The organism is Agarivorans sp. 1_MG-2023, from assembly GCF_030548385.1.
Lineage (GTDB): Bacteria > Pseudomonadota > Gammaproteobacteria > Enterobacterales > Celerinatantimonadaceae > Agarivorans.
In genome coordinates this window covers 22,387-46,248 of the sequence record NZ_JAUOSJ010000013.1, presented here as the reverse complement: position 1 = coordinate 46,248, position 23,862 = coordinate 22,387, and the positions used below count along the sequence as shown (strand labels likewise).

The following is a 23,862-nucleotide window of genomic DNA, read 5'->3' as shown; positions in this document are numbered from 1 at the left end:
TATGATTAAATTCTTCATTTCTCGCCCTAAAACCGCCATTGTTTTATCGGTGATCATGAGTGTGTTAGGCGCGTTAGCCGCCTACACCATGCCGGTAGGGCAATACCCTGATGTTGCACCGCCAATGATCAATGTATTTACTCAATACAACGGTGCGAACGCCAAAGTCGTAAACGACACTGTAGCCTCGGTGATTGAAAAAGAAGTGAACGGCGTTGAAGGTATGATTTACATGAAATCTACCTCGAACAACGATGGTTCTTATAACCTTAACGTGACTTTTGAAACAGGTTTTGATGCCGACCGTGCAGCCACGTTAGTACAAAACCGGGTTAACGCAGCCCAGCCATTATTGCCAGAAGAAGTGCGTCGTTCGGGTATCTACGTAGAAAAAATGAGCCCGTCTATGTTAATGATTGCCAGCCTAAACTCGCAATCTGGTGCTCATGATACCTTGGAGTTGAGTTACTACCTTACTGGCATTGTTCGAGAAACCCTTTCACGAATAAAAGGGGTGAGTAAAGTAACGCCCTTGGGCGAAAAAGAATATGCGATGCGCGTATGGCTAGAGCCTGAGCGCCTGCAAGCCCTAGACCTAACGGTGAATGATATTGCTGCCGCTATTGCGGATCAAAATGCAGTACGCGGAGCGGGTAGTGTTGGTGCAGAGCCTGTTGCTGGGAATAATGATTGGCAATATACGGTGCAAGTTAGAGGACGATTAGCCAACGAACAAGCCTTTGGTAACATTCGGATTAAAGCTTATGCCGACGGCAGTTTAGTGCGCCTAAAAGATGTTGCTCGTATTGAACTGGGTGCGCAGAAGTACCTAGTGGATACTTACTTAAATAATAAAGAGTCGGTAGCAATGATGGTCTATCAAGACCCTACTGCTAACGCTATGCAAGTCGCGGCGGATGTAAAAGAAGCCATGGCTAAACTTGAGCAAAGCTTACCTGATGGCATGGTGTTTACCTTGCCCTACGATGCCACCGAGTTCATTGATGTATCCATTTATAATGTGAAAGAAACGCTCATTATCGCCCTGGTGTTAGTCACCTTGGTGACTTACCTGTTTTTGCAAACATGGCAAGCTACGTTGATTCCCGCAATTGCTATTCCGGTTTCGCTGATTGCTACCTTTGCCGTGATGAAAGCGTTTGGCTCCACTATTAATACGATCAGCTTGTTTGGTTTGGTGTTAGCTATTGGTGTTGTGGTAGATGCAGCCATTGTGGTGATTGAAAATGTGGAACGCCTGTTACACGAAACCACTAAACCGGTAAAAGAATGCGTAGAAATTGCCATGAAAGAGGTGATTGGACCCTGTATAGCGGCTGCAGCTGTGCTGTTAGCGGTATTTGGTCCAACCTTGGTGATGCCGGGCATGGTAGGCATTATTTACGCTGAGTTTGGTATTGCCATTTCAGTATCGGTTGTTATTTCTACCCTCGTGGCGATGACCTTAACGCCTGCTTTGTGTGTATTGTTAATGACCCGCGATTTAACACCTAACCGCTTTTTTCAGGCTTTTAACCGAGGCTTTGAAAGGTTTACCGAAGCCTTTGGTAAATCAGTGGCAGTATTGTGTCGCCGTTTAGGCTTAGCGGTATTGCTGTTTTCCATTGTGATCGCTGGAAGTGCGTGGATGGGCGCTAAGCTACCAGGTGGATTTTTGCCTGATGAAGATCAAGGAACGTTTTTCGCGGTGATTGATTTACCCGAAGGAGCCGCGCTAAATCGCACGCGTGATATGACCAAGTTGCTGATTGAGTCGCTTAGTGATGATCCAGACATTGAGATGACCTTCTCAGCGGCGGGTTACAACTTGCTTAATGGGTCTAGTAATTCAAATTCAGCCTTATTGGTATTTAGTTTGAAACACTGGGAGCAGCGAACTGACCAGCAGCAACACCAAGACGCAGTGATTGCTCGAGTACAACGTGCGATAGACGCGCTGCCAGAAGGCGTAGGTTTTGCCTTCGGTTTACCGGCGATACCAGCTTTAGGTATGGTTAATGGGTTTGAATTTGTCTTAAAAGATGAAATGGGCCATGGGCCTGAACGCACCGCAGAAGTACTAGAACAGCTATTGCTTGAAGCCAATCAGCGCGAAGAGATCGCCTCGGCGTTTTCAACATTTAGTATTAGCATGCCTAACTTGTTTCTAGATATTAACGAAGAGCGTGCGGCTGCGATGGGCGTTGCCTTTGGCGATATCGTAAATACCTTAAATGTGCAATACGGCGGTAGCTATATTAACGATTTCACTAAAGGTGGACGCAACTACCGAGTAATGCTGCAAGCCGAAGCCGATTCGCGACAACAGATTGATGATTTGTCTAATTTGTATGTACGTTCTAATCAGGGCGAGATGGTGCGTTTAAGCAATTTGGTGTCGGTATCTACGGTATTGAGCCCAAGTTCGCTGGTGCGTTATAACGTTGCCGGCAGTACCACCATTAACGGTATTGCTATGCCTGGCTTCAGTTCTGGCCAAGCCATTAGTGCGATGGAGCAAGTAGCAGAAGATGTTCTACCTAGCGGCTTTAGTTACGAATGGACAGGTTTAACCTTACAAGAGCAACAAGCCGGTAACGCTAGCTTAATTGCCTTTGCTTTTGCCATGTTGTTTACCTACCTGTTTTTGGTTGCTCAATATGAATCTTGGTTAACCCCCTTAGCGATTTTGCTTGCAGTGCCTACTGCTGTGTTTGGCGTGTTGTCTGCGGTGTTAGTGAGTGGCACTACCGTGAACTTATATACCCAAATTGCCATTATGTTGTTAATTGGCATGGCAAGTCGTAACGCAATTCTTATTGTTGAATTTGCCAAGCAGTTACGGGAAGAAAAAGGCTACAGCATTGTTGAGGCGGGTGTAGCGGCTGCTAAGTTACGTTTTCGTGCAGTGTTAATGACCGCATTCTCATTCATTTTAGGTGTGGTTCCATTAATGCTCGCTTCGTCTGCGGGGGCATCGGCGATGAAAGCAATTGGCATGGCGTCTTTTGGTGGGATGCTTGCGGCTACGATTCTTGGTTGTTTATTTGTGCCGGCGTTTTTTGTGTTATTCCAATCTTTAAGAGAGCGGTTTGCGGGCAGAACGCTTAATGAAGAAAAGCCCCCAGTACTGGAGTTGCCGCTTAATACTTAGCGGTTTTAATAAAAACTCTGTTCAAGCTCAGCCGTTTTGTTACCTAGCGGCTGAGCTTTTTTGAAAGCGAAGGCTTAGTTGTCGGGTCACATGCTTGGCGCTTAAACAGGCGTAAGCAATTTGATCAACTACGCTTAAACAAAAGCTTAAAACAGGGAGTTTGCTTTGAAAAAACATATACCGTTGGTGCTTGCCATTTATGTCGCTTTTGTATTTTTACAATCGTTAGTATTTAAATTTGCAGGTTGGTTTGGTAGCCCAGCAGATATTACCGTTTACATTTTTCAAACGGTAGGGCAATGGATGCGGGAAGGTTTAGGCTTAACGCTAATTGGCGACTTGTTTGGCCAATACGGTGAAACCGTAATTGGTTTAGCTGAGCTGATTGCTAGCATTCTCATTTTGAGTAAGGCAACTCGCCTTTATGGTGCCTTGTTGGGTTTGGGTATTATGTCGGGCGCGATTTTCTTCCATATTTTCACGCCTTTAGGTCTATTTCCCTATACCGACCTAAGTTGTTTGCAAGCAGGTTGTCCGAGGGAGTATCCATTATTCTTTATGGCGGTGGGAGTTTGGTTAAGTTGTGCTTATTTGATTTATCGTGATAAACACAAGCTAATTGGCCCAGTGTAATGGTATAGATAATAAAAAAACACCTTTTGAAGTATTGAATCAAAAGGTGCTTTTTTGTGTTTAGCGGGTATGGCCGTTATGTTGTTTCTCATGGCCTATGGTAGACATGGGGCCGTGACCTGGTAAAAACTGATACTCATCATCTAGCGTATAAAGCTGAGTTTTAATAGCGTTAATGAGAGTAGGGTGATCGCCTTTTGGAAAATCTGTTCTACCAATTGAGCCGTTAAACAGTACATCGCCTACAATCGCTAGCTTATTGTCGTGGTCAACAAATACCACATGGCCAGGAGTATGCCCTGGGCAATGGCGTACTTCCAATTTTAACTCGCCCACTTCAATCACTTCGCCATGTTCTAGCCATTGGTCTGGAGTAAAATTAGCCACTTCAGGAAAACCAAACATTTGGCACTGCATGGCCATTTTGCTTATCCAAAAGTCATCTTCTATATGTGGGCCGATTAACGGCACTTGGTAACGTTGTTGAATAAGGCTGCTAGCACCAACATGATCAAGGTGACCATGCGTTAGCAAGATTTTGCTTACGGTTACGCCTGCCTTATCAACTGCAGCTTGAATTAGCTGGGGATCGCCACCTGGATCAACGATGGCTGCTTGCATGGTTGCTTCACACCAAATGAGGCTACAATTTTGCTGAAAAGGAGTTACCGGAATAATTTGATAGGCCATGATTTCTTACTCTAATTAGTTACCGCCCTAGTGTACGTATGTGCATGAATTTTTCTATAGTTGTCATTAACTAAACAGCGAAAAAGCCATTGTTGTGTTTATAATGGTTGAAACATCAGCGGATTGGAGAATCACTTGATAATCAAAGATATTATGCAAACCAGAGTTGTCACTGTGGGAATGGATCAACGCCTATTCGACATAAAAGACATTTTTGATAACGTGAGCTTTCATCATTTGGTGGTACTTGATGACGAAGATTTAGTGGTTGGGGTGCTTACCGAATCCGATTTACTGGCTGCGCTAAGTCCTTATTTAGGTAAAGCCGCAGAAAATCAGCGAGATGTACAAACCTTAACCCAGCGGGTACATCATGTTATGACCAGAGAGCCGTTGTGCAGCACACCGACTACCGGCGTTAGAGATGCCGGGCAGTTGCTGGTGGATAAAAGTATTAGTTGTTTACCGGTGATAGATGAGGCGAATAAGTTACTCGGTTTAGTCACTTGGCGCGACGTGCTGTCGGTATTGCTGGTAGATAATACTCACTAATGAAACCACAGTTCTCAACAACCGATCCCATCATGTTTATGGGTTGCACTAGTGATGCGGGTAAATCCTTAGTGTGCGCCTTAATGTGTCGTTTTTTAGCTACTCGAGGCCTTGATGTTGCGCCCTATAAAGCGCAGAACATGAGTAATAATGCTGCGGTAACCCAAGAAGGCGGTGAGATAGGCAGAGCGCAATACCTTCAAGCGATTGCCGCCAAACAAACACCCACCATCGATATGAACCCTGTGCTGCTTAAACCGCATAGTGAAAAGGGCGCGCAGGTAGTGGTGAACGGTAAGGTGAGCCATGAGCTGCTGGCTAAAGATTGGCACCAACGTAAAGCGGTGCTTTGGCCGGCCGTTACAGCCAGTTTGCAGCGTTTGCAGAGTAAACACCCTTTATTGGTGATTGAAGGTGCTGGCAGCCCAGCCGAAGTTAACCTGCGTAAAAGTGACATTGTGAATATGGAAGTAGCATTGCATACCAATGCTTCGGTATATTTAATTGCAGATATTGACCGAGGTGGCGCTTACGCACATTTACTGGGTACTTGGATGTGTTTAAGTGAAGCGGAGCAACAAAGGGTTAAGGGTTTTGTGCTTAATAAGTTTCGTGGTGAGCAAGCCTTGTTACACGATGCAAATGTGTGGTTAGAAGAAAAAACCGGTATCCCTATTGTTGCGGTCATCCCTTGGACAGCGCATCAACTTCCTGAAGAAGACAATTTCTTCCATCGCAGTACTTGGCAAGCCGGCAGCATAAACGTTGCGCTGATTGTTTATCCTTATGCCAGTAATCTTGACGAGTTTGATCCTCTCATTTACCAACAAGGTGTGAACGTTGTTCCAATGCGTGACTGCCAAGATCTTAGCCAATTTGATGCGATTATATTGCCTGGTTCGAAACATGTTGCGGCAAGTCGGGCTCACTTAGCCAAGAGTGGTTTGGATAATGAGATTATTAAAGCGGCTTCTGCTGGAGTGTTAATCACCGGAGTTTGTGGAGGATTGCAAATTTTAGGTGAACAAAATCTTGATCCTAACTCGGTAGAAGGAGAGAGCTTTAAGGGCCTGTCTTTACTGCCAATTATTACCGAATACTCAGATCAAAAAACGACTCGCCAACGGCAGCTGAGTTGGCAAAATAGTGAGCTGAATTGTTACGAAATTCATCACGGTAAAACATTGTGCATTGAGCCCTTAGCTAGCTTTGTCGAAGCTGATACGGGCTGGCAACTTAGCAATGTTCAAGGTTCTTACTTGCATGATTTGTTCACTAACAAAACGTTTAGGCAAGCTTGGCTTGAGCACTTAGGTTGGCAAGGGGAGTGTGAAGATTGGCACCAAGTTCTAGGGAAGGAACTTGACCGAATGTGTGACTCTTTAGATTTACCGTTAAGTCAGTTAGCCAAACACGCGGATTTTTAAACCCGCCTGCACCTTACTTTATCCAACCTTGTTCACGATAGTAACGCTTGGCACCGTCATGAAGCGGAGCGGTTAAGTTGGTATTGATCATATCTTCTACTTGCAGATCGGCTAGCGCTGGATGTAGTGAACGCATGGTGTTTAAGTTTTCAAAAATTGCCGCAACAAAGTTATAAACCGTTTGTTCCGAAAGTTGCTTGTCGGCCACTAAGGTGGCACTTACCCCTATAGATGAAACATCATCAGGGTTACCGTGGTAGGTGCCGCCTTTGATAGTGACTGGCGAAAAGTAATCATACTTATCTGCTAAGGCCATAATGGTCTTTTTAGACAAGCTAATAAGGTTGGACTCACACATTGTTGTGGCGCGGGTAATAGAGGTATTAGGGTGCCCAACCACATAGATTATTGCGTCTACTTTTTTACTGCACAGGGCACGGCTTTGCTCGTCGGGTTTTAAATTACTTAACTTAGAGAAATCCGAGGCTTGCCAATTGAGATCTTCCATCACCAGTTGCATGGTTGAATACTGGCCTGAACCCTCTGGCCCAAGGTTTAGCGAATGTCCTTTAAGCTGCTCTATTTGCCCTATGTTCATGTCTGCATGCACTAAGATAGTTAAGGCTTCAGCATAGAGGGAAAGAAGAGATCGCATTTCTTTATAGGCGCCTTGTTCAGCAAACTCGCCGCTACCTTGGTAGGCTTGCCAGTGCACGTCTGATTGAACAATAGCTAAATCAATATCACCACTTTGCAGTGCTTCCACGTTGTCGCTGGAACCGCCTGAACTCTCTGCAGTACAACTTAATTTTCGATGCTCGTTGCTCTGCTCTAGCAAGCGACAAAGGGCGTTGCCAGTGGGGTAATAAACGCCGCTAACATTACCAGTACCTACAAATAAATACTCATTAGCTAAGGTGTAATTAGCATTGATGCTTAATGCCACCGTTAATAAATAAAGTGGAAATCGTTTCATGGTTTCACCTAAAAGTGTCTTCTTTCCCTAGAATAACCCGTTTAATATACACAGATATTTAGCAAAACGCTTGTTTGAACTACTAAGTTGTGAACTCAAAATCAACGCTATGGGTCGCTTGGTTTAATGCATTAAAGCTTAACGATTCTCTATAGTTAGGCAAAGTTGCATGGTTTATTGCTATAAAAATCGAGGGTTATCGATGAAAAAGCTAATTATGTATCGCTTACGAAGGTGAAGCTAGAGCATAATTCGTTATAATAAAAACACTTAACCCGTGAACGTCGGCCAAAACTTGTCTAAATCTGATTCTAATTCTCCTGTTCTTGAAATTTGCTGCTACAGCATTAGTGATGTAAAAAACGCTATTAGTGGTGGCGCTACACGGGTAGAGTTTTGCGCAGGCCAAGCAGAAGGCGGCACGACTCCTAGTTATGGCGCATTGTTATTGGTGAAAGATTATTTAAGCCAAATCGACATTACTGTAATGGTTAGGCCACGCGGCGGCGACTTTTGTTATAGCGATGACGAAGTTGCTCAAATGGTTGCCGATATAACGATGGTTAAAGACTTAGGCTTTAATGGCGTGGTTTTTGGTGCACTAAATACTGACGCTTCGGTGGACGAACTTGCATGCCAACAATTGGTTAAAGCAGCCAAGGGGCTTAGTACTACCTTTCATCGAGCCTTCGATTGTGTGGCTGAGCCTAAAAGGGCAGCAAAACAAATAGACGCATTGAATATTACACGTGTGCTTAGTTCTGGTCAGAAAAACAACATTGAAGATGGACTCATCTTGTTACTCGACATGCAACAATGTTTTCCAAGCATTGAATGGTTGGCTGCCGGTGGATTGCGAGAACACAATATACTCGGTCTGTTAAATAGTGGACTCAGGCATTTTCATAGCGCTGCCTCAACAACATTACCTTCTCAGTTCGATAAGCGATATGCCTTAGCCATGGCTGCAGCAAAAGATTTAGATAAAGAGTTAAGTCGATTGCAGGTTTCGCAACAACAAGTAAAACAAATGGTCGCTATATTGGGGCTAAATACCCAGTGATTCTCCCCAACGCATTACATCGTATTCGACACTTTATATATTATTTAGCCGGCTCGCTTAAAAGCCGCGGCATTGCAATGTTTGGCGCTTATTTGCTGGTGCAGGCATGTTGGTTGGCAGTAGTAGCCCCTGTGTCGATTGTGGTGAGCGAATCTTTAATGTCTTGGTATGGTTTACAAGGCGTTGCTAATCAGCAGTTACTGGCCTTTTTTCTTTCGCCCAGTGGATACCTGTTTGCTATTTGGCTCGTTGCCATGGCCTTATTCAACTTTTTCTTACAGCAGGGGGTGATTACTTTACTGCTGGCTCAGCATGAAGTTAATCGGCGCTCTGTATCACAAGCCGTTCGTTTATTGCTGAATCGCTCTTGGTTAATTGCCCGTTTAGCGTTTTTGCAATCTGCTTTGTTAATCAGTATTTCTTGTACCATTTTGTTTATTGGCCGTTGGTTGTTTGGCTTAATGCTGGCCGACTGGGACATAAACTATTATCTCGATCAACAGCGTAATCAATTATGGATTTTTGTTACTGCCGTAAGCGTAGGAGGGATCCCATTAGCGCTATGGCTTGGCGCAAAGTGGCTTAACTGGTGGTTTGCGCTTCCATACTGCATGCTGCAAAAAAAGCCGCTTAGCAATCAACTTAGAGATTCAACCAAATTATGCCGCCATCAACGCAGACTTATCTTGGCGCTAAATGCCGGTTGGTTTGCGTTGCGTGCATTGGTGTTTGTTTCGGTTATTAGTGGCTTTATTTGGTTGCTACGATTTAGTTTAAGTTGGTGGCAGCCTGAAGAGGTCACCAGTTTATGGCTATTTTTATTTAGCTTTGCTGTGCTTGCTGGTGGTTCGGTACTGAGCTTTCTTGATACTTGGCTATATGCCAGCATTCAGTTTTATATGTTCAAAGTATTGGTGAAACGTAATCGTTCTGGGCTAAAACTGGCTCATCAGCGGGTACTAAGAGAAAGCCACCGTTTGCATTTAGGTTTACGACTGATGTTTTTGGCGGTGTTGGTGCTTGGCGCTAACGAAATAAGTGATGAAATTAATCGCTTTAGTCAGCGCTTTTCCGCACCCAACTCTTTTGTGGTGATGGGCCACCGAGCAGGTGGCTGGTTAGCGCTAGAGAACAGTTTAGAAGGCTTACAAAAATCGATAAACCTTGGGTTAGAAGTCACAGAAATAGATGTACAGTTAACCGCTGATGGCCAAATTGCGGTTGTGCATGATAGAGATTTACGGCGCTTAACAGCCGATAGCGCGGTCGTGCATTTAAGTCGCTTTGAACAAGTTCAACAAGCCTTTGTTAATGCGGGTTTTAGTACGCCTCAAGCTTTGCCTGTTTGGTTAGCTAAAAGTGCAGACAAGATAACCTTGAATATAGAACTCAAACGCTACAACGATTCTTTGGCTTTGGTTCCTGCCTTGCTGGACGCGCTCAAAGATTATCCGCACCCGGTCATCATAAGTAGTTTAGATGGTGAACTGCTAGAAACCTTAAAGCTTCAAATGAGTGATACTCCGCAGGCAAAAAACATTAGCACTGCCTTTATTGCTGCTGCTAGTTTTGGTGAAACCGATGTACAGCAAAACGTAGATATGTTGATTGTTAACCAACAATGGGTAAATGCTTGGCGCTTGTTAAGTGCTCAGCAGCGAGGCCAGCAAGTACACGTGTGGACGGTAAATAGCGCAGCCGACGTGGAGAGGCTTTATTATCTGAGGGTTGATGGCATAGTGACGGATTCACCGATTATTGCATTAGAAACTATCGATCGACTAAATCAGCTGAGTGAAATGGACCATATCGTAAATAGCTTACGTCATTGGCTGAGTTTGTAGTACTTAGCCTAGTAACTCAAAAATATCGTCTATTTAGGTGCAAGGCCCATATCGTCGAGTTTTAGTAGAATTTCGGTTTTTCTTTGTTGTTTGATGATTTGCCAATGAGAATTTTCGCGGGCGCCAATAATTGCGTATATCGAATTTAATCCAGTACCTTTAACTGTTTGTTTAAGTTTGGCATAAAGCTCAAAAGGGTCGCTTGCCATAAATTGTTCGACGGTGTGAATATCCACTTTGGCCAATATCTCTTCGCTTTTAGGGCCAAAACCTTTTAAATCTCTAAGTTGTGTAGCTTGTTTAGTTTTAGGCATTTCTAGTTACGCCCAGTGGTATTGAAAAGAACTGCTGAAATGCTAACCAACGCTGTCGCTGAGCTTGCCAAGAGCTTATGTAAAACTGTACTGCTTGCTGAGGGCGGCGTTGATTTAATGCATATAGGTCAAGGCGGGCTATGCAGCCTAGTTTGGGGTAACCGCCAATGGTTTGTTTATCTACCGACAATACAATGGGTAGCCCATTGGGAGGAACCTGCACCGAGCCCAAAGCAATGGCCTCGGATTCTTCGCTGGGAGGAATATCTACTAATGGATCACCCACCAATCGCAGGCCCATTCGGTCACTTAATTCGCTAAGCGTATAGGTTTGATGGCGTAAGGTATCAATGTCTCTTTGGGTAAACTGTTTAAATTGGTAGCTTGGAATAAGCGCTAGTTTTAGTGTTTGTTGGTAATCAGGCAGAAAGCGGTTTGGCACCTGTTGCTGTGAGAGTGTTGGGTGTTGGCATGACGTTGTGTATCCAAGCTTATCTCCAGCCGCCAGCAAGCGACCATTAAACGCTCCCAACTTTTGTTTTATTGAACTGCTCACGCTGCCTAACTCAGGCCTTACACTAAATCCCCCTGATATCGCCAAATAACTGCGCAAACCACTACGCGCAGGGGCTAGGCTTAGCTTATCGCCAGCATTTACCTTTATAGTTTGCCAAGTGGCTAAGTTTATTGAGGTATTAGTATTAGCCGCCGTGACTGTGATTGGCATTTTGGCACCACAAACGGCGATTGTGCAACTGCGACTAAATTGGAACTGGGCACCTCCAATGGTAATTTCTAATGCTGCACAGTTTATTGAATTGCCTAATAAACGGTTTGCCCAATAGTAAGCGTGTAAATCTGCCGGCCCACCAGGGCTGACTCCTATGTCTTGATAACCAAAACGGCCTTGGTCGACGACCAATGTATGCGGGCCACTTCTGATTATATTCATGGCGGCAGGAGAGCTCATCGGTTCTCCTTGAAAGCGATAAACTCTTGATAAGTGATGGCAACAAAGCGTACTTCGTCACCGACCTTAAAAGGACACATTGGATCAGACCGTTTATTAAATAGCTGCATTGGGCATTGGCCAATAATATGCCAACCGCCAGGGCTGCTGGCGGGGTAGACCGCAGTCATATCCTCAGCAATGGCTAGGCTGCCTGCCGCAACCTTTGAAGCGGGTACGGCTTTTCTCGGAAGTTGTATCTGAGCAGGTAAACCCTTCAAATAAGCAAAACCGGGCATAAACCCAATGGCTTTAACCTGGTACCTTGTCTGCTGATGTAGTTCTATTACTTGGTCTGCACTTAGCTTACTTATTTGGCAAACTTTAGCTAAATCAGGCGCTAGCTTTGATTCATAACATACGGGGATGTTGATAACATTTGCCGAGCCGCTGGCTACTTCACTGCGGTTAAACTGCGTTACTACTGATAGTAAAGCATCGATATCGGCATTGTACTCTAATACGATCAGTAAGCTGTCTGCAGCCACAATGATATCTAGAATGTCGCGAAGTTGCTGTTTGAGTATTTGAGAAAGCGCGGGCAGGGATGAGCAATCTTTTGAGTTTTTACAGCTAATTAAGATGCTGTCTTCATTTACATAATCAATGCAGTACATATCGGGCTAGCTGCCTCGATTAGCTTGAATGATGTGCTGCTTTATTTGTTTGATGGTATCAAGCGCGGCTTGATTATCACCATGAACACACAAGGTGTCAGCTTTTAAGGCTAATTCACTACCGTCTGCACAGACCACTTTGTGATTGCATAGGATAGTAGTGACTTGATCAATCAAATGGGATTGTTCAGTGATTACCGCGCCAGCTTCGCTGCGAGCTTGCAGCTGACCATTGGCCAAATAGCGGCGATCACAAAAGGCTTCCTTGATTAAATCGATGCGATAGCTTTCAGCAATTTTCTCTATAAATCCAGCAGACTGGGTAGCGTGAACCATTAGCTTAATATTGCCGTCTAGTGAGCCGACAGCTTTAACCACCGATTCAAAAATACTGGGCTCTTTATGCATGTCGTTATAAAGCGCGCCATGCGGTTTTACGTAATGCAGGCTGAGTTGATGGTAGTGGCATAAGGCTTGTAGGCTGCCTACTTGCGCTAGCACTAGGTGAGTTAATTGATCAGGCTGGTAAGGAATTGAACGCCGACCAAAACCGGCAATATCAGCGTAACTTGGGTGCGCGCCTACACTTACATTGTGTTGTTTTGCTAGGGCTAAGGTATTACTCATTACGTCGGGATCTGAAGCGTGTCCACCACAGGCGATATTCGCCATATCAATATGAGGCATTACTTGCTCATCAATGCCCATTTTCCATACGCCAAAGCTTTCGCCCATATCGCAATTTAATAACATGTCAGTCCTTAGCGAGCAGCCTTACAGTGTTGTAACAATAGCTTAGAGAAATATTGACCCGCAGGGCCGAGTTGTTCAGGTCGAGGAATCACCAAGTAGGTGTTTAGCGTTTTAGATGCCCCTCCTTGAATATTTAACTCAACCAAGCTGTCGTCTTCAAAAAATGGTTTTGCTACATGCTCTGGTAACCAGGCAAAACCTAAACCTTGATTGAGTACCTCCAGCACTTGATTAAAGCCGCTAAATGTCCAACGCTGCTCAGCACGCAGCCAACCACGATCAGGCTGAGGGTTTTTCCCAGTATCACGCACCACCAGCTGTACATGTTGCAATACTTCGTCGATAGACACTGGTTGGGGCATTTTAGCTAATGGGTGGCTGCGATGAATTACAGGCACTAAAGTAACGGAACTAAGTCGCTCTCCCAATACGCCTTTAGGCAACAATCCGGTAATCACCAAATCGGTTTTGCCATCGGTAATTGCTTCATCGGCGCCAGTAATTACCGTATCAATGACTTCTACTCGGGTTCCACGGCTTTCGGGCAAGAACGCTTTAAGCGCCTTAATAATAGGAGCACGAGGTTGGATAATTTCACAGGCCAGGCTCAATTGCGGTTCCCAGCCTTGTTCTAAACTTGCTGCGAGCAGTTCGAGCTCTTGAATATTTTGGCTGAGCAACTTACTTCGGCGAAGCATTACTTCGCCCATTGGCGTGAGATAAGCTTTACGGCCTTTTACTTCGAGCAATTGAATGCCAAGTAAGTTTTGCAGTTTGCTTACCGCATGGTTAAGCGAAGATTGGCTCTTGTTTAACTGACTGGCAGCTTGAGCATACCCTCCGTAATCCACCACCGCTTGAAAAATACGCCATTGTTCTAATGTGCTTTTTGCTCGAAAGGGTATGCTCATAGGTAGTTGTTCTATTTCGCTTGAGCGTCAATGCTTTGCCCGGTCACGCCAGCACTTGCATCGCTCATCAAGTACACATAGTTAGGCATGATATCTAAAGGCGTTTTCAACGTTTTTGGGTCTTCACCGGGGTAGGCTGTAGCGCGCATTAGAGTGCGAGTGGCCCCAGGATTAATACAGTTACTGCGCAGGCCAGTTTTATCAAATTCATCAGCAATCACTTGAGACATGCCTTCAATGGCAAACTTAGATACCGAGTATCCACCCCAATAGGCGCGGCCTTTTTTACCAACGCTAGAAGAGGTAAACAGCAATGAGGCCTTATCGCTTTTAAGCATCAGTGGTACTAAGGCTTGGCTAAGTAGAAATTGAGATTTCACATTTACCTGCATCAGCTGATCCCAAAGATCTTCGTCAATTTGCACATATTGGCTAAGCACGCCTAAATGCGCGGCATTTAATAATGCGCCATCTAAACGGCCAAATTGATTGTCGATTGTGGCAACCATATCAAGGTAGTTCTGTTGACTAGCGCCTTTTAAATCAAGCGGAATGATTGCGGACTGCGGTGCGCCTAGCGCTTCTATCTCATCATATACAGCTTCTAATTTTTTAACTGTTCGGCCAAGGAGGATCACGGTGGCACCTAATTCAGCGAAACTTAACGCCGCCTGACGGCCAATTCCGTCGCCTGCACCGGTAACCAAAATTACTTTATCTTTAAGTTCATCTGCGCTGGCTTGAAAGTGTTGAGGAGAGATTTCCGTGCTCATTATTTGTTCCTGTAGATGTGCGTTAGCCCACAAATATTTGTTTAATATTTAAACATCTGTTTAACGCCTGGTTAGACCTGTTGCAAAAATGTAAACAAATGTTTAAGGTTTCTTTGAAAAACATACAATAAAAAGGAATTTGCTAATATGCGTTTGTCCCGAATAGCTACAGCTGTCACTTTATTTACTTCTGTTACTCTTGCAGGTTGTGGTAGTAGCAACTCGCCTTTTGATTTCAGTAATGATATCACGCCAAATGAGCCAAACTCAGTAAAAATTCGTTTCAATCCGCTGATTGGTGATGTTTCTACACCAAATAATTTGCTGTTTAATGGCAGCCAAGACGGGACCGTTAATCTACCTAGTGAAGCTGCTATTGTGGCTACGCAAGAGTATCAATCTATTACCAACGTACTTGGCGCCCTAGATGGCTGGCAGACCAGCGTACCGTTTAGTATTCCTCTTGGTTATGGTGACGAAGAAGGCGAATATAATGCAGAAATTGATACTACCTTAGATGAAAGCACCTTTGCTGCAGGCGTTTTGCTTTACAAAGTGAGAGCCTCTGGTTTTGTTGATACCTGCGCCGATGTGACCGAAAACGGCGGTAGTTTTTCAGCCGGCCAAACTTGTAGGATTGATGAACAGTTGGTTTATGGCGAAGACTACGTTGCTACTTTTAGCGACGGCAACATAGTTGTTATGCCGCTTAAACCTTTCACCACCGCAACATCTTATATGGTTGCGATTACAGAATCGCTGTTAGATAGCAACGGTCGCCCGGTAGAAGCGGGCAGTGGTTATCAATTACTAAGCACTGCAGCTACTGCTGAAGACGATGCAACCACTCAGCAATTAAAAGGTTTAACTGGCTTCAACAATGGTCTGTTAGCTGCTGAAGGGGTAACAGAAGCTGTTAGTTACGCCGCGGTGTTTACTACGCAATCAGTAGGAAGTGTACTTAGCGCATTGCAACAAGTATACGGAGGTATGGCGCTGAACGGGCTACTGCCTTTAGGCGCATTGGTTGATACTGGCTCTACTGCAGAAGATGTAGCAAATACCGTGTTAGGCGCTAGCCAGCCGAGTTTTGCTGCAGCTAAGTACTTCAAATCAACCTTATCGGTTCCTTATTATTTGTCTGACTTAGATAATCCAGACATTACGGGGGCTGATATGAATAAGTGGGCGCAAGCTAGAACGGATAGCCCGGTTGCCATTCTTCAGTTGTTACAAACTAATGCCGACTTTGCCGACCAAGCTAGCGCCACTAGTTTTTGGGCTCAAGCTGGTGCTAAAGGTTTTGACACAGCGACTTTTGGTGGTCTATTGACGGGCGGCGATACTGCAACTGCCGGAACCCTGTTAGCTCAAGCCGATTTAGCGGGTTTAACCTACGTTGAAGACGGCGAAACTAAAGCCGTAGATGCACATCGCCATTTAACTGCTTATAACCCGATTCCAGAAACACGCAGTACTGCTTTACTCAACCTAGATATTTACCTTCCTGACGAAACCTTAACTGGACAAACTATGCCGGCAGATGGTTGGCCAGTTGTGGTATTCCAACATGGGATTGGCTCGCTAAAAGAAACTGCAGCGGGCATAGCCGCTAGTTATGCTGCTCAAGGGTATGCGGTGTTAGCGATGGATTTACCTTATCACGGCACCCGTGGCATTGATTTAACAGGCGATGGAAATGCAGATTTAAGTGCTAATGCTGATGCGCAAGTATTTGCAAATCTAGGTAGCTTTTTAAGCATTCGTGAAAACTTGCGCCAATCTAGTGCTGATTTATTAGCCCTGCGAGCTGCACTTCAAGCAGCTACGGCTCCGGCAGAATTAGATGGTAGCATGGTTCATTTTGTTGGCCAGTCGTTGGGCTCTATTGTTGGAGTTGGCGCCGCCGCATTAGCTGGTGAAGTCATGGTTAGTGGCTTTCCTATAGATTACTCCTTGCAAAGTGCTTCGTTTAGCGTGCCAGGTGGTGGTTTAGCAGGTATTTTCCAAAATTCGCCTAGCTTTGCCCCCTTAGTTGAAGCAAACCTTAAAGCAAACCCTGGTTACTTAGGTTTAGTGGCTGCCGGCTTAGGGTTTGAAGATAACGACTCAGCCACGGCACTGGAGCAGTTTGCGGTTTACCAAGCTACCTACCCAGAAGCAGCGCAGCTAGTTATTGACTCCAATTATGCGGCTTTTGCTCAAGTATTTGGTGCTTTGGGCCAAACAGTAGTAGATGGAGCAGACCCGCTAAACTATGCGCAAGCAGGCTTTTCTATGCCAGTATTGGTACATGAGGTAGTAGGTGATGGTAGTGAAGGAAGTGGTGACCAAGTGATACCAAACTCGCTGCCAACGTTACCGCTAGTGGGAACCGAGCCGCTAATTGCTGCCATGGGATTAGAGGGCGCAGCAGTAACGTCTGCAGGTAGTTATGCGATTCGCTTTGGCCAAGGCTCTCACAGTTCGTTGATTTCACCGACGGTGAGTTTAGCGACAACCGTTGAAATGCAAAGCCAATTTGTGGGCTATGCAGTAAGCGCTGATGCTGGAAATGCAACGGTAGTGGTGAATGACAGCTCGGTAATTAGCAACGCTCAATAAGTAAAAAATAACCAATCTAAGGCCTGCATCGCGCAGGCCTTTTTTGTTGCTTGGTTAGTCTTTCAAGCTGTGGTACTAATAACAGCTTGAATTTAAGAGGGCAGAAGTTTGGATTTTTTGATCGAGTTTGGATTGTTTTTTGCGAAGGCTTTAACCATTGTTATCGCCATTATTGCTGTGGTGGTTGTGGTTATCGCAGTATCTTCAAAAACTAAGCACAAGAGTGGCGAATTAGAGGTCACTGATCTTAGTGATCGACAAGATGAGATAGAAGACAAGCTGAATCATAACCTCATGAGTAAAGAACAGCTTAAGCAATATAAGAAGCAGCAGAAACAGCAACAAAAAGAAGATAAGAAAAAAGGCGAAGAACAAAACAAACCACGGTTATTTGTTATCGACTTTAAAGGCAGTATTGACGCTAAAGAAGTCGCGAGTTTGCGTGAAGAAGTCACCACAGTACTCGTTGCAGCTAAAGAACAAGACGAAGTTTTAGTTCGTTTAGAGAGTGGCGGCGGTATGGTTCATGGATATGGATTAGCTGCATCGCAACTTAAACGTATTAAAGCGAAAGGTATTAAGCTGACCATTGCGGTTGATAAGGTTGCCGCAAGCGGTGGTTATATGATGGCCTGCATTGCAGACAAAATTATTGCTGCACCTTTTGCTATTGTTGGGTCTATCGGTGTGATAGCGCAACTACCAAACTTTAATAAAGTGCTGAAAAAACACGATATAGAGTTTGAGCAGGTAACCGCTGGCGAATTTAAACGTACATTGACCATGTTTGGTGAGAATACTGACGAAGCACGTAAGAAGTTTAAAACCGAACTAGAAGAGACCCATGTGCTATTCAAAGAGTTTGTGCAAGAGTTTCGCCCGCAATTGGATATTAGCAAAGTAGCCACTGGCGAGCATTGGTATGGCACGCAAGCTTTTGGTTTAGAGTTGGTAGACGAAGTCAGTACTAGTGATGATTACTTAATGGAACAGTTTAGCGATAAACAAGTTATTCAGTTTAAATATCATACTAAGAAAAAGCTCGCTGAAAAACTCAGCCAAGCCGCTAGTGTTGGGGTTGAACGTGGCGTAATGAAATTAGTTCAATCACAGTCTTGGGACTGGACTAAATAGCGTTTAGTTTGAATGAAAAAAGCCTGATTATTATCAGGCTTTTTTGTATCTGCGAGTTAGTTTTGTTGGAAAGGATAAACAGAACCTAAGTGAAGAATTTGGGTTAACTCATCCAAAGCGGTATTCACTTCTGTAATCATCTGCGGGTCACGTAAATCATCAAACGCTAAGCTATCGCGATAGTGTTTATCTATCCAGCTATTTAAGTTGTTAAACAACTGCTCACTCATAATGGTGTGTTGGTTCACGGCAGCTAACTCCATATCGTTTAAAGCTACACGTAAGCGCAAACAAGCCGGGCCTCCACCGTTGCTCATGCTTTGTTTAACATCAAAATAATGTACTTGTTTAATTGGTGTATTTCGGCCGACTAAATCTTCTAAATAGCGATGCACTTGCTCAGACTCTTGGCAATTAGTTGGGGCAATAATGGCCATCTCGCCAGGCGCGGTAGTGATGATTTGAGTATTAAATAAATAGCTTTTAACGGCTTCATCTAGACTTACTTCATTGTCACCAACTTCGATGAAATGTAGCTTATTTTCGCCGAAACGTTGCTGAATATGCTTAAGTTGCTGCTGAGTATTTAAAAATGCCTGTTGATGATAAAACAGGACATTTTGGTTGCCTACTGCAATTACATCGTTATGAAAAACCCCTTGGTCAATCACTGAGGGGTTCTGTTGGATGAAAATCGCAGTATCAGCGTCTAAGCCATGTAAACGCGCCACCGCTTGGCTGGCTTCTAAGGTTTGCCTTGCTGGAAACTTGGTAGGGGCAGGGGCGTTGCTGTTAGCCGCTGTTCTGCCATATACAAATAGTTCCAAACCCGCTTCACCGTAGTTATTACACAAGCGGGTATGGTTGGCTGCACCTTCATCACCGTAATAGTCATTTTCGGGCAGGTGTTGGTGATGTTCGAAATATTTACTGTCAGAAAATACCGCTTTTAGAATATTGCCAGTCACTTCTGGCTCAATGGAACGGTGCAATTTATTAGTTAAATTGGCTGGAGTGAAATGTACTTTTCCATTTTCGGTATCTGCACTAGGTGATACGGTTGCTGCGTTGGCTGTCCACATACTTGATGCTGAATAACTGGCCAGTAAAGCGTCTGGGGCTTTCTTTGCGGCTTGTTGCAACACTTGAGCATCGTTACCGCTAAAGCCGATACGACGTAATAAATTTAAATCTGGACGCTGTTGCGGGGCCAGCACGCCTTGAGTTAGCCCTAAATCATTTAAGGCCTTCATTTTCAGAAGACCTTGTTTGGCTGCTTCTTTAGGATTGGAAGCATTTTGGGCGTTGGATAACGAAGCCACATTACCAAATGAAAGACCGGCATAATTGTGAGTGGGACCCACTAAACCGTCAAAGTTGACTTCAAAATGTTTCATAGTCTTCCTTTTACTACGCTCATCGAAAAATGAGTTATCTTTTGTTGAAAAAATCTTTGCCAATGGTTATTTATATTGGCATGTGAAGAAAATCAAGCGTATAACACTACCCTTAATAGGGAGTTTCAGATGTTATCAGTTTGTATCTTTGTGGTCGAGTGCTTAATTATTCACCCAATAAACCAAAGATTTAAAAAAGTTATTGACCTATGCTAACTCTCGAGCAATATAAAAAAGAACAACTGTCTACTACTTTCCGTCGGTGGGCCAACCAGACGGACACAATGGTAAAAAGAACAATATGAGCAAATCTCTGGTAATTGTAGAGTCACCAGCTAAAGCAAAAACGATTAACAAATACTTGGGACGCCAATATGTGGTGAAATCAAGTGTTGGACACATTCGTGATCTGCCTAGCAGCGGCAGCGCGACCAATAAAAAGAAAGCAGCGCCAGTGTCTACAAAGGGCCTAAGTGCTGAAGAAAAAGCCAAGTTAAAGAAGGCCAAAGACAAGAAAGCACTTGTGGCCAGAATGGGTGTAGACCCAGAAAAAGATTGGAAAGCTAATTACCAAATTTTGCCTGGCAAAGAAAAAGTAGTTAGCGAGCTTCAAGCTCTCGCCGAAAATGCTGACACCATCTATCTCGCAACCGATTTGGACCGCGAGGGAGAGGCAATTGCGTGGCATTTAAAAGAAATTATCGGCGGTGATGATAGCCGTTTTAAGCGGGTGGTATTTAACGAGATTACTAAATCTGCGATTAAAGATGCCTTCTCGCAACCCAGCGAATTAAACATGGACCGGGTTAATGCCCAGCAGGCTCGTCGATTCTTAGACCGTGTTGTTGGTTACATGGTTTCTCCATTGCTGTGGAAGAAAATCGCTCGAGGATTATCTGCAGGCCGCGTGCAATCTGTAGCGGTTCGCTTAGTGGTAGAAAAAGAGCGTGAAATTAAGGCCTTTGTACCTGAAGAGTATTGGGACATTCACGCCGACCTAGCGACGACATTGGGCGAAGGTTTACGGGTAGAAGTGGCCAAACAAAATGGCCAAGCCTTTAAACCGGTTAATCAGCAGCAGGCAACTGCTGCGGTTGATAGTTTAAAAGGCGCTAATTACACGGTTGCTAAGCGCGAAGATAAGCCGACTCGCTCAAAACCGAAAGCCCCGTATATCACCTCTACGTTACAACAAGCCGCGAGCACCCGGTTAAGTTTTGGCGTGAAACGCACCATGATGTTAGCTCAAAGGCTCTACGAGGCCGGTTACATTACTTATATGCGTACTGACTCAACAAACTTGAGTAACGACGCTGTAGAGGCTGCTAGAGGCTATATTGGTGATAATTTTGGTGCTAAGTACCTGCCAGAAAACGCTTTGCGTTATTCGAGCAAAGAAGGTGCCCAAGAAGCTCACGAAGCGATTCGACCTTCTGATGTTACGGTATTAAGCGAACACGTTGATGGTGTTGACGCAGATGCCAAGCGATTGTACGACCTTATTTGGCGCCAATTTCTAGCATGTCAAATGACCGATGCACAATACGATGCGACGACGGTTACAGTAAATGCTGCCGAGTATGAATTACGCGCTAAAGGTAAAATTTTACGCTTCGACGGTTGGACAAAAGTACAACCAGTAGGCAAAGCAAGTAAAGCTGACGATGGCGTATTGCCTGCTGTAAGCCAAGGCGACAAACTAAATCTTGTAGAACTTGATCCTAAACAGCATTTTACTAAGCCACCTGCGCGTTTTAACGAAGCGTCGTTGGTTCGTGAATTGGAAAAACGTGGAATTGGTCGTCCGTCTACTTACGCTTCAATTATTTCAACCATTCAGGATCGCGGTTATGTTCGCACTGAGGCTCGTCGCTTTTACGCGGAGAAAATGGGTGAGATTGTCGCTGAACGCTTAACCGAAAGTTTCCAAGACTTAATGAGTTACGACTTTACCGCCGATATGGAAGAGCGTCTTGATAAAGTAGCTGACGGGAGTTTTGAGTGGAAACAGGCGTTAAACGAGTTTTACAAAAACTTTAAAGGCCAGCTAACCAAAGCAGATGATGACGAAACCGGCATGCGTAGCAATAGCCCGGTGATCACCGATATCAAATGTCCTGACTGTGAACGCCCTATGGGGATCCGTACAGCAAGTACCGGAGTGTTCTTAGGTTGTTCGGGTTACTCGCTACCGCCGAAAGAACGCTGTAAGTGTACGATCAACTTGATCCCTGGTGAAGAGGCTGTAGCCGCCGACTCTGAAGAGCAAGAAACTGAAGCACTGCGTGCTAAAGAGCGTTGTCCGGTTTGTAGTACCGCAATGGATAGTTACTTGATTGACGAAACCCGTAAACTGCATGTTTGTGGTAATAACCCTGATTGTGAGGGTTATGTGGTTGAGCAAGGTAGCTTTAAAATTAAAGGTTACGACGGCCCGATTGTTGAGTGTGAAAAGTGTGGCAGCGACATGCAGCTACGTACTGGTCGTTTTGGTAAGTACATGGCTTGTACGGGAGAGGATTGTAGCAATACGCGTAAAATCCTTAAAAATGGCGAAGTGGCTCCACCACGTGAAGATCCCGTTCATCTGCCTGAACTAGAGTGTGTTAACAGTGATGCCTACTTTGTATTGCGTGATGGCGCATCTGGTATCTTTATGGCTGCTAGTAACTTCCCTCGCTCACGTGAAACACGCGCGCCTTTAGTTGAAGAGTTGAAACGCTTCAGAGATAGATTACCTGAGAAGTTCTACTACTTAGCCGATGGCCCGGTAGCAGATCCCGATGGCGTTAAGTCTCTAGTTCGTTATAGCCGTAAAACGAAAGAGCAGTATTTAAGTACTGAAGTTGAAGGCAAACCTACGGGGTGGCGTGCTTACCACACCACCGGTAAGTGGGTAGAAGAAGATAAACGTAAAAAGCCTAAAAAGTAGGCCACTTATGTCACTAAAAAAGGAAGCCTAGGCTTCCTTTTTTATTGGGCTTGCTTAACGCGGATTAGTTATTTAACTGCAGTTGAGCTAACTTTTTGTCCATTGTGGCTTTAAGCAACTTATACAACAAAATTGACGCATCAATCTCTTCTTTGCGATTGGTTAAACTTTCAATGTTTAAGCCTAGTGGTATCCCTAAAGGTAAGCAGGCTTCTAGAATTTGTACCAAGTTGTTGTAGCAAATTAGAATCGATTCTTTAAGCGGCTTTTCCGCATCGAGAATACGCAAGCTGGTCGCCTCTGGTACCGATATACCCAGCCATTCAATAAACTCCAAGGTTTTAGCACTGCCACAAGGGGAGAAGGTAAGGATGATGCGTTGCGGTTTTTGCTGAGTCTTTTTACATTCGTGTGCGTAACGGGTAAGCATGTCGATGGTTGCTTGGGCGTTGTACACCGCTTGAGACACAAAGTACTGGCAACCTTGCTCGGTTTTATGCACCAAGCGCGCGTGCTCGTCACCTTTCTTTGCGTGGCGCTCAGCGATGGTTACACCACCCAAATAAAAATCGGGTGAATGCTGTTCTATTGCCTTATAAGCATCAGCCAAGCTTAATTGAATGTTGTTGCTAGCCGCGGGGCTGCCTACTAAAACCAGATCACGAATTTCGTATTGGTGCCAAGCTTCTTTTAACCAGCTAACAAAGTCAGCTTCATTGCGCTGTGACACGCTTTTATAAGTAATTACCGAGCGCTGGCTTTTGTGCATTAGAAGTTGAGCATACAAGCGCGGGTCGTGGGTTTGCATGTAAGGAAACGGCCGCGGTTTGTCGATCCGACTACTTTCATCTTGAATGTCGTAAACAATTAAGCCGTCGTAATCTATTTCATCTAAACGAGACAGTAACTTGTCAGCAATATCACTTACTTTCTCTATGTCGGTGTTTTGTTTAGGTGGAGTGGTTCCAATAAAGTAGACCCCATGAAAAGGGTCACTTGAGATCTGTTGAAGTGTTTTGCGCATGGTTGAGTTTTTAGCTTTTTTGTTTGGGGTTATTCTCGCATAGCTTTAATGGTTA

The 23,862-nt window shown here is 44.5% G+C and carries 19 protein-coding genes; 9 read left to right on the top strand and 10 right to left on the bottom strand.

Annotated elements, in window-relative coordinates; genetic code table 11:
* The first annotated feature begins 1 nt into the window (after window position 1).
* Both Q4592_RS17320 and Q4592_RS17315 read left to right on the top strand, forming a co-directional pair.
* Window positions 2-3,154 (top strand): efflux RND transporter permease subunit, encoded by a 3,153-nt coding sequence (locus Q4592_RS17320; RefSeq protein WP_303515487.1) that lies wholly within the window; start codon window positions 2-4, stop codon window positions 3,152-3,154.
* A 165-nt stretch (window positions 3,155-3,319) separates the two neighbouring features.
* Window positions 3,320-3,787 carry a hypothetical protein gene (locus tag Q4592_RS17315; RefSeq protein WP_303515484.1) on the top strand — a complete coding sequence of 156 codons (468 nt, stop codon included), beginning with the start codon at window positions 3,320-3,322 and terminating at the stop codon, window positions 3,785-3,787.
* 60 nt (window positions 3,788-3,847) lie between these two features.
* On the opposite strand, the gene Q4592_RS17310 is transcribed toward Q4592_RS17315, so the two are convergent.
* Window positions 3,848-4,477: an MBL fold metallo-hydrolase gene (locus Q4592_RS17310; protein ID WP_303515481.1), complete on the bottom strand. Its 630-nt coding sequence runs from the start codon at window positions 4,475-4,477 to the stop codon at window positions 3,848-3,850.
* A gap of 153 nt (window positions 4,478-4,630) precedes the next feature.
* Here Q4592_RS17310 and Q4592_RS17305 point away from each other — a divergent pair, with 153 nt between their 5' ends.
* On the top strand, window positions 4,631-5,029 hold the full coding sequence (locus Q4592_RS17305; RefSeq protein WP_137675306.1) for a CBS domain-containing protein: 399 nt from the start codon (window positions 4,631-4,633) through the stop codon (window positions 5,027-5,029).
* Complete coding sequence (locus Q4592_RS17300; RefSeq protein WP_303515479.1) at window positions 5,029-6,456, top strand: cobyric acid synthase; 1,428 nt, start codon at window positions 5,029-5,031, stop codon at window positions 6,454-6,456. The genes Q4592_RS17305 and Q4592_RS17300 overlap by 1 nt, the downstream gene beginning before the upstream one ends.
* Window positions 6,457-6,469: 13 nt before the next feature.
* Here Q4592_RS17300 and Q4592_RS17295 read toward each other — a convergent pair whose 3' ends face one another.
* The gene (locus tag Q4592_RS17295) at window positions 6,470-7,432 is read right to left on the bottom strand and encodes a TAXI family TRAP transporter solute-binding subunit (RefSeq protein ID WP_303515478.1); all 963 of its coding nucleotides are present in this window, start codon (window positions 7,430-7,432) and stop codon (window positions 6,470-6,472) included.
* Between the two features lie 295 nt (window positions 7,433-7,727).
* Here Q4592_RS17295 and Q4592_RS17290 point away from each other — a divergent pair, with 295 nt between their 5' ends.
* Both Q4592_RS17290 and Q4592_RS17285 read left to right on the top strand, forming a co-directional pair.
* A complete protein-coding gene (locus tag Q4592_RS17290; RefSeq protein ID WP_303515476.1) occupies window positions 7,728-8,495 on the top strand; it encodes a copper homeostasis protein CutC in 768 nt (255 codons plus the stop codon).
* Window positions 8,496-8,572: 77 nt separating this feature from the next.
* A complete protein-coding gene (locus Q4592_RS17285) occupies window positions 8,573-10,339 on the top strand; it encodes a glycerophosphodiester phosphodiesterase family protein (RefSeq protein ID WP_303515473.1) in 1,767 nt (588 codons plus the stop codon).
* A gap of 29 nt (window positions 10,340-10,368) precedes the next feature.
* On the opposite strand, the gene Q4592_RS17280 is transcribed toward Q4592_RS17285, so the two are convergent.
* From Q4592_RS17280 to Q4592_RS17255, 6 genes are read right to left on the bottom strand one after another with little or no spacing between them, the layout of a single operon-like run.
* The gene (locus Q4592_RS17280; protein ID WP_303515471.1) at window positions 10,369-10,653 is read right to left on the bottom strand and encodes a TfoX/Sxy family DNA transformation protein; all 285 of its coding nucleotides are present in this window, start codon (window positions 10,651-10,653) and stop codon (window positions 10,369-10,371) included.
* Window positions 10,646-11,623, bottom strand: a complete 978-nt coding sequence (locus Q4592_RS17275) for a biotin-dependent carboxyltransferase family protein (RefSeq protein WP_303515468.1) — start codon at window positions 11,621-11,623, stop codon at window positions 10,646-10,648. The genes Q4592_RS17280 and Q4592_RS17275 overlap by 8 nt, the downstream gene beginning before the upstream one ends.
* Window positions 11,620-12,279, bottom strand: coding sequence for a 5-oxoprolinase subunit PxpB (gene pxpB, locus Q4592_RS17270; RefSeq protein WP_303515465.1), 660 nt, complete (start codon window positions 12,277-12,279; stop codon window positions 11,620-11,622). The genes Q4592_RS17275 and pxpB overlap by 4 nt, the downstream gene beginning before the upstream one ends.
* Before the next feature lie 6 nt (window positions 12,280-12,285).
* The gene (locus Q4592_RS17265) at window positions 12,286-13,032 is read right to left on the bottom strand and encodes a 5-oxoprolinase subunit PxpA (RefSeq protein WP_303515463.1); all 747 of its coding nucleotides are present in this window, start codon (window positions 13,030-13,032) and stop codon (window positions 12,286-12,288) included.
* Between the two features lie 8 nt (window positions 13,033-13,040).
* The gene (locus tag Q4592_RS17260; RefSeq protein ID WP_303515460.1) at window positions 13,041-13,943 is read right to left on the bottom strand and encodes a LysR family transcriptional regulator; all 903 of its coding nucleotides are present in this window, start codon (window positions 13,941-13,943) and stop codon (window positions 13,041-13,043) included.
* Window positions 13,944-13,954: 11 nt separating this feature from the next.
* On the bottom strand, window positions 13,955-14,716 hold the full coding sequence (locus Q4592_RS17255) for a YciK family oxidoreductase (protein WP_303515458.1): 762 nt from the start codon (window positions 14,714-14,716) through the stop codon (window positions 13,955-13,957).
* Window positions 14,717-14,863: 147 nt separating this feature from the next.
* Between Q4592_RS17255 and Q4592_RS17250 the strand changes: the two genes are divergently transcribed.
* Together Q4592_RS17250 and sohB are read left to right on the top strand one after the other, a co-directional pair.
* The gene (locus Q4592_RS17250) at window positions 14,864-17,320 is read left to right on the top strand and encodes a VolA/Pla-1 family phospholipase (protein WP_303515455.1); all 2,457 of its coding nucleotides are present in this window, start codon (window positions 14,864-14,866) and stop codon (window positions 17,318-17,320) included.
* A gap of 108 nt (window positions 17,321-17,428) precedes the next feature.
* A complete protein-coding gene (sohB, locus tag Q4592_RS17245) occupies window positions 17,429-18,454 on the top strand; it encodes a protease SohB (protein WP_303515453.1) in 1,026 nt (341 codons plus the stop codon).
* 56 nt (window positions 18,455-18,510) lie between these two features.
* On the opposite strand, the gene astB is transcribed toward sohB, so the two are convergent.
* Window positions 18,511-19,851: an N-succinylarginine dihydrolase gene (astB, locus tag Q4592_RS17240; RefSeq protein WP_303515450.1), complete on the bottom strand. Its 1,341-nt coding sequence runs from the start codon at window positions 19,849-19,851 to the stop codon at window positions 18,511-18,513.
* Window positions 19,852-20,152: 301 nt separating this feature from the next.
* Between astB and topA the strand changes: the two genes are divergently transcribed.
* Entirely contained in the window at window positions 20,153-22,783 is a 2,631-nt protein-coding gene (topA, locus tag Q4592_RS17235; RefSeq protein ID WP_303515447.1) for a type I DNA topoisomerase, read from the top strand.
* A gap of 64 nt (window positions 22,784-22,847) precedes the next feature.
* Here topA and Q4592_RS17230 read toward each other — a convergent pair whose 3' ends face one another.
* The gene (locus tag Q4592_RS17230; protein ID WP_303515446.1) at window positions 22,848-23,807 is read right to left on the bottom strand and encodes a methylenetetrahydrofolate reductase; all 960 of its coding nucleotides are present in this window, start codon (window positions 23,805-23,807) and stop codon (window positions 22,848-22,850) included.
* Window positions 23,808-23,862: the final 55 nt, after the last annotated feature.

Coding starts and splice junctions, on each gene's coding strand:
- Q4592_RS17280 (WP_303515471.1), bottom strand. CDS start 10,653: ATGCCTAAAACTAAACAAGCTACACAACTTAGAGATTTAAAAGGTTTT.
- Q4592_RS17255 (WP_303515458.1), bottom strand. CDS start 14,716: ATGAGCACGGAAATCTCTCCTCAACACTTTCAAGCCAGCGCAGATGAA.
- Q4592_RS17310 (WP_303515481.1), bottom strand. CDS start 4,477: ATGGCCTATCAAATTATTCCGGTAACTCCTTTTCAGCAAAATTGTAGC.
- Q4592_RS17305 (WP_137675306.1), top strand. CDS start 4,631: ATGCAAACCAGAGTTGTCACTGTGGGAATGGATCAACGCCTATTCGAC.
- pxpB (WP_303515465.1), bottom strand. CDS start 12,279: ATGTACTGCATTGATTATGTAAATGAAGACAGCATCTTAATTAGCTGT.
- Q4592_RS17265 (WP_303515463.1), bottom strand. CDS start 13,032: ATGTTATTAAATTGCGATATGGGCGAAAGCTTTGGCGTATGGAAAATG.
- Q4592_RS17230 (WP_303515446.1), bottom strand. CDS start 23,807: ATGCGCAAAACACTTCAACAGATCTCAAGTGACCCTTTTCATGGGGTC.
- Q4592_RS17295 (WP_303515478.1), bottom strand. CDS start 7,432: ATGAAACGATTTCCACTTTATTTATTAACGGTGGCATTAAGCATCAAT.
- astB (WP_303515450.1), bottom strand. CDS start 19,851: ATGAAACATTTTGAAGTCAACTTTGACGGTTTAGTGGGTCCCACTCAC.
- Q4592_RS17275 (WP_303515468.1), bottom strand. CDS start 11,623: ATGAGCTCTCCTGCCGCCATGAATATAATCAGAAGTGGCCCGCATACA.
- Q4592_RS17285 (WP_303515473.1), top strand. CDS start 8,573: ATGTTTGGCGCTTATTTGCTGGTGCAGGCATGTTGGTTGGCAGTAGTA.
- Q4592_RS17260 (WP_303515460.1), bottom strand. CDS start 13,943: ATGAGCATACCCTTTCGAGCAAAAAGCACATTAGAACAATGGCGTATT.
- Q4592_RS17250 (WP_303515455.1), top strand. CDS start 14,864: ATGCGTTTGTCCCGAATAGCTACAGCTGTCACTTTATTTACTTCTGTT.
- Q4592_RS17300 (WP_303515479.1), top strand. CDS start 5,029: ATGAAACCACAGTTCTCAACAACCGATCCCATCATGTTTATGGGTTGC.
- Q4592_RS17320 (WP_303515487.1), top strand. CDS start 2: ATGATTAAATTCTTCATTTCTCGCCCTAAAACCGCCATTGTTTTATCG.
- topA (WP_303515447.1), top strand. CDS start 20,153: ATGAGCAAATCTCTGGTAATTGTAGAGTCACCAGCTAAAGCAAAAACG.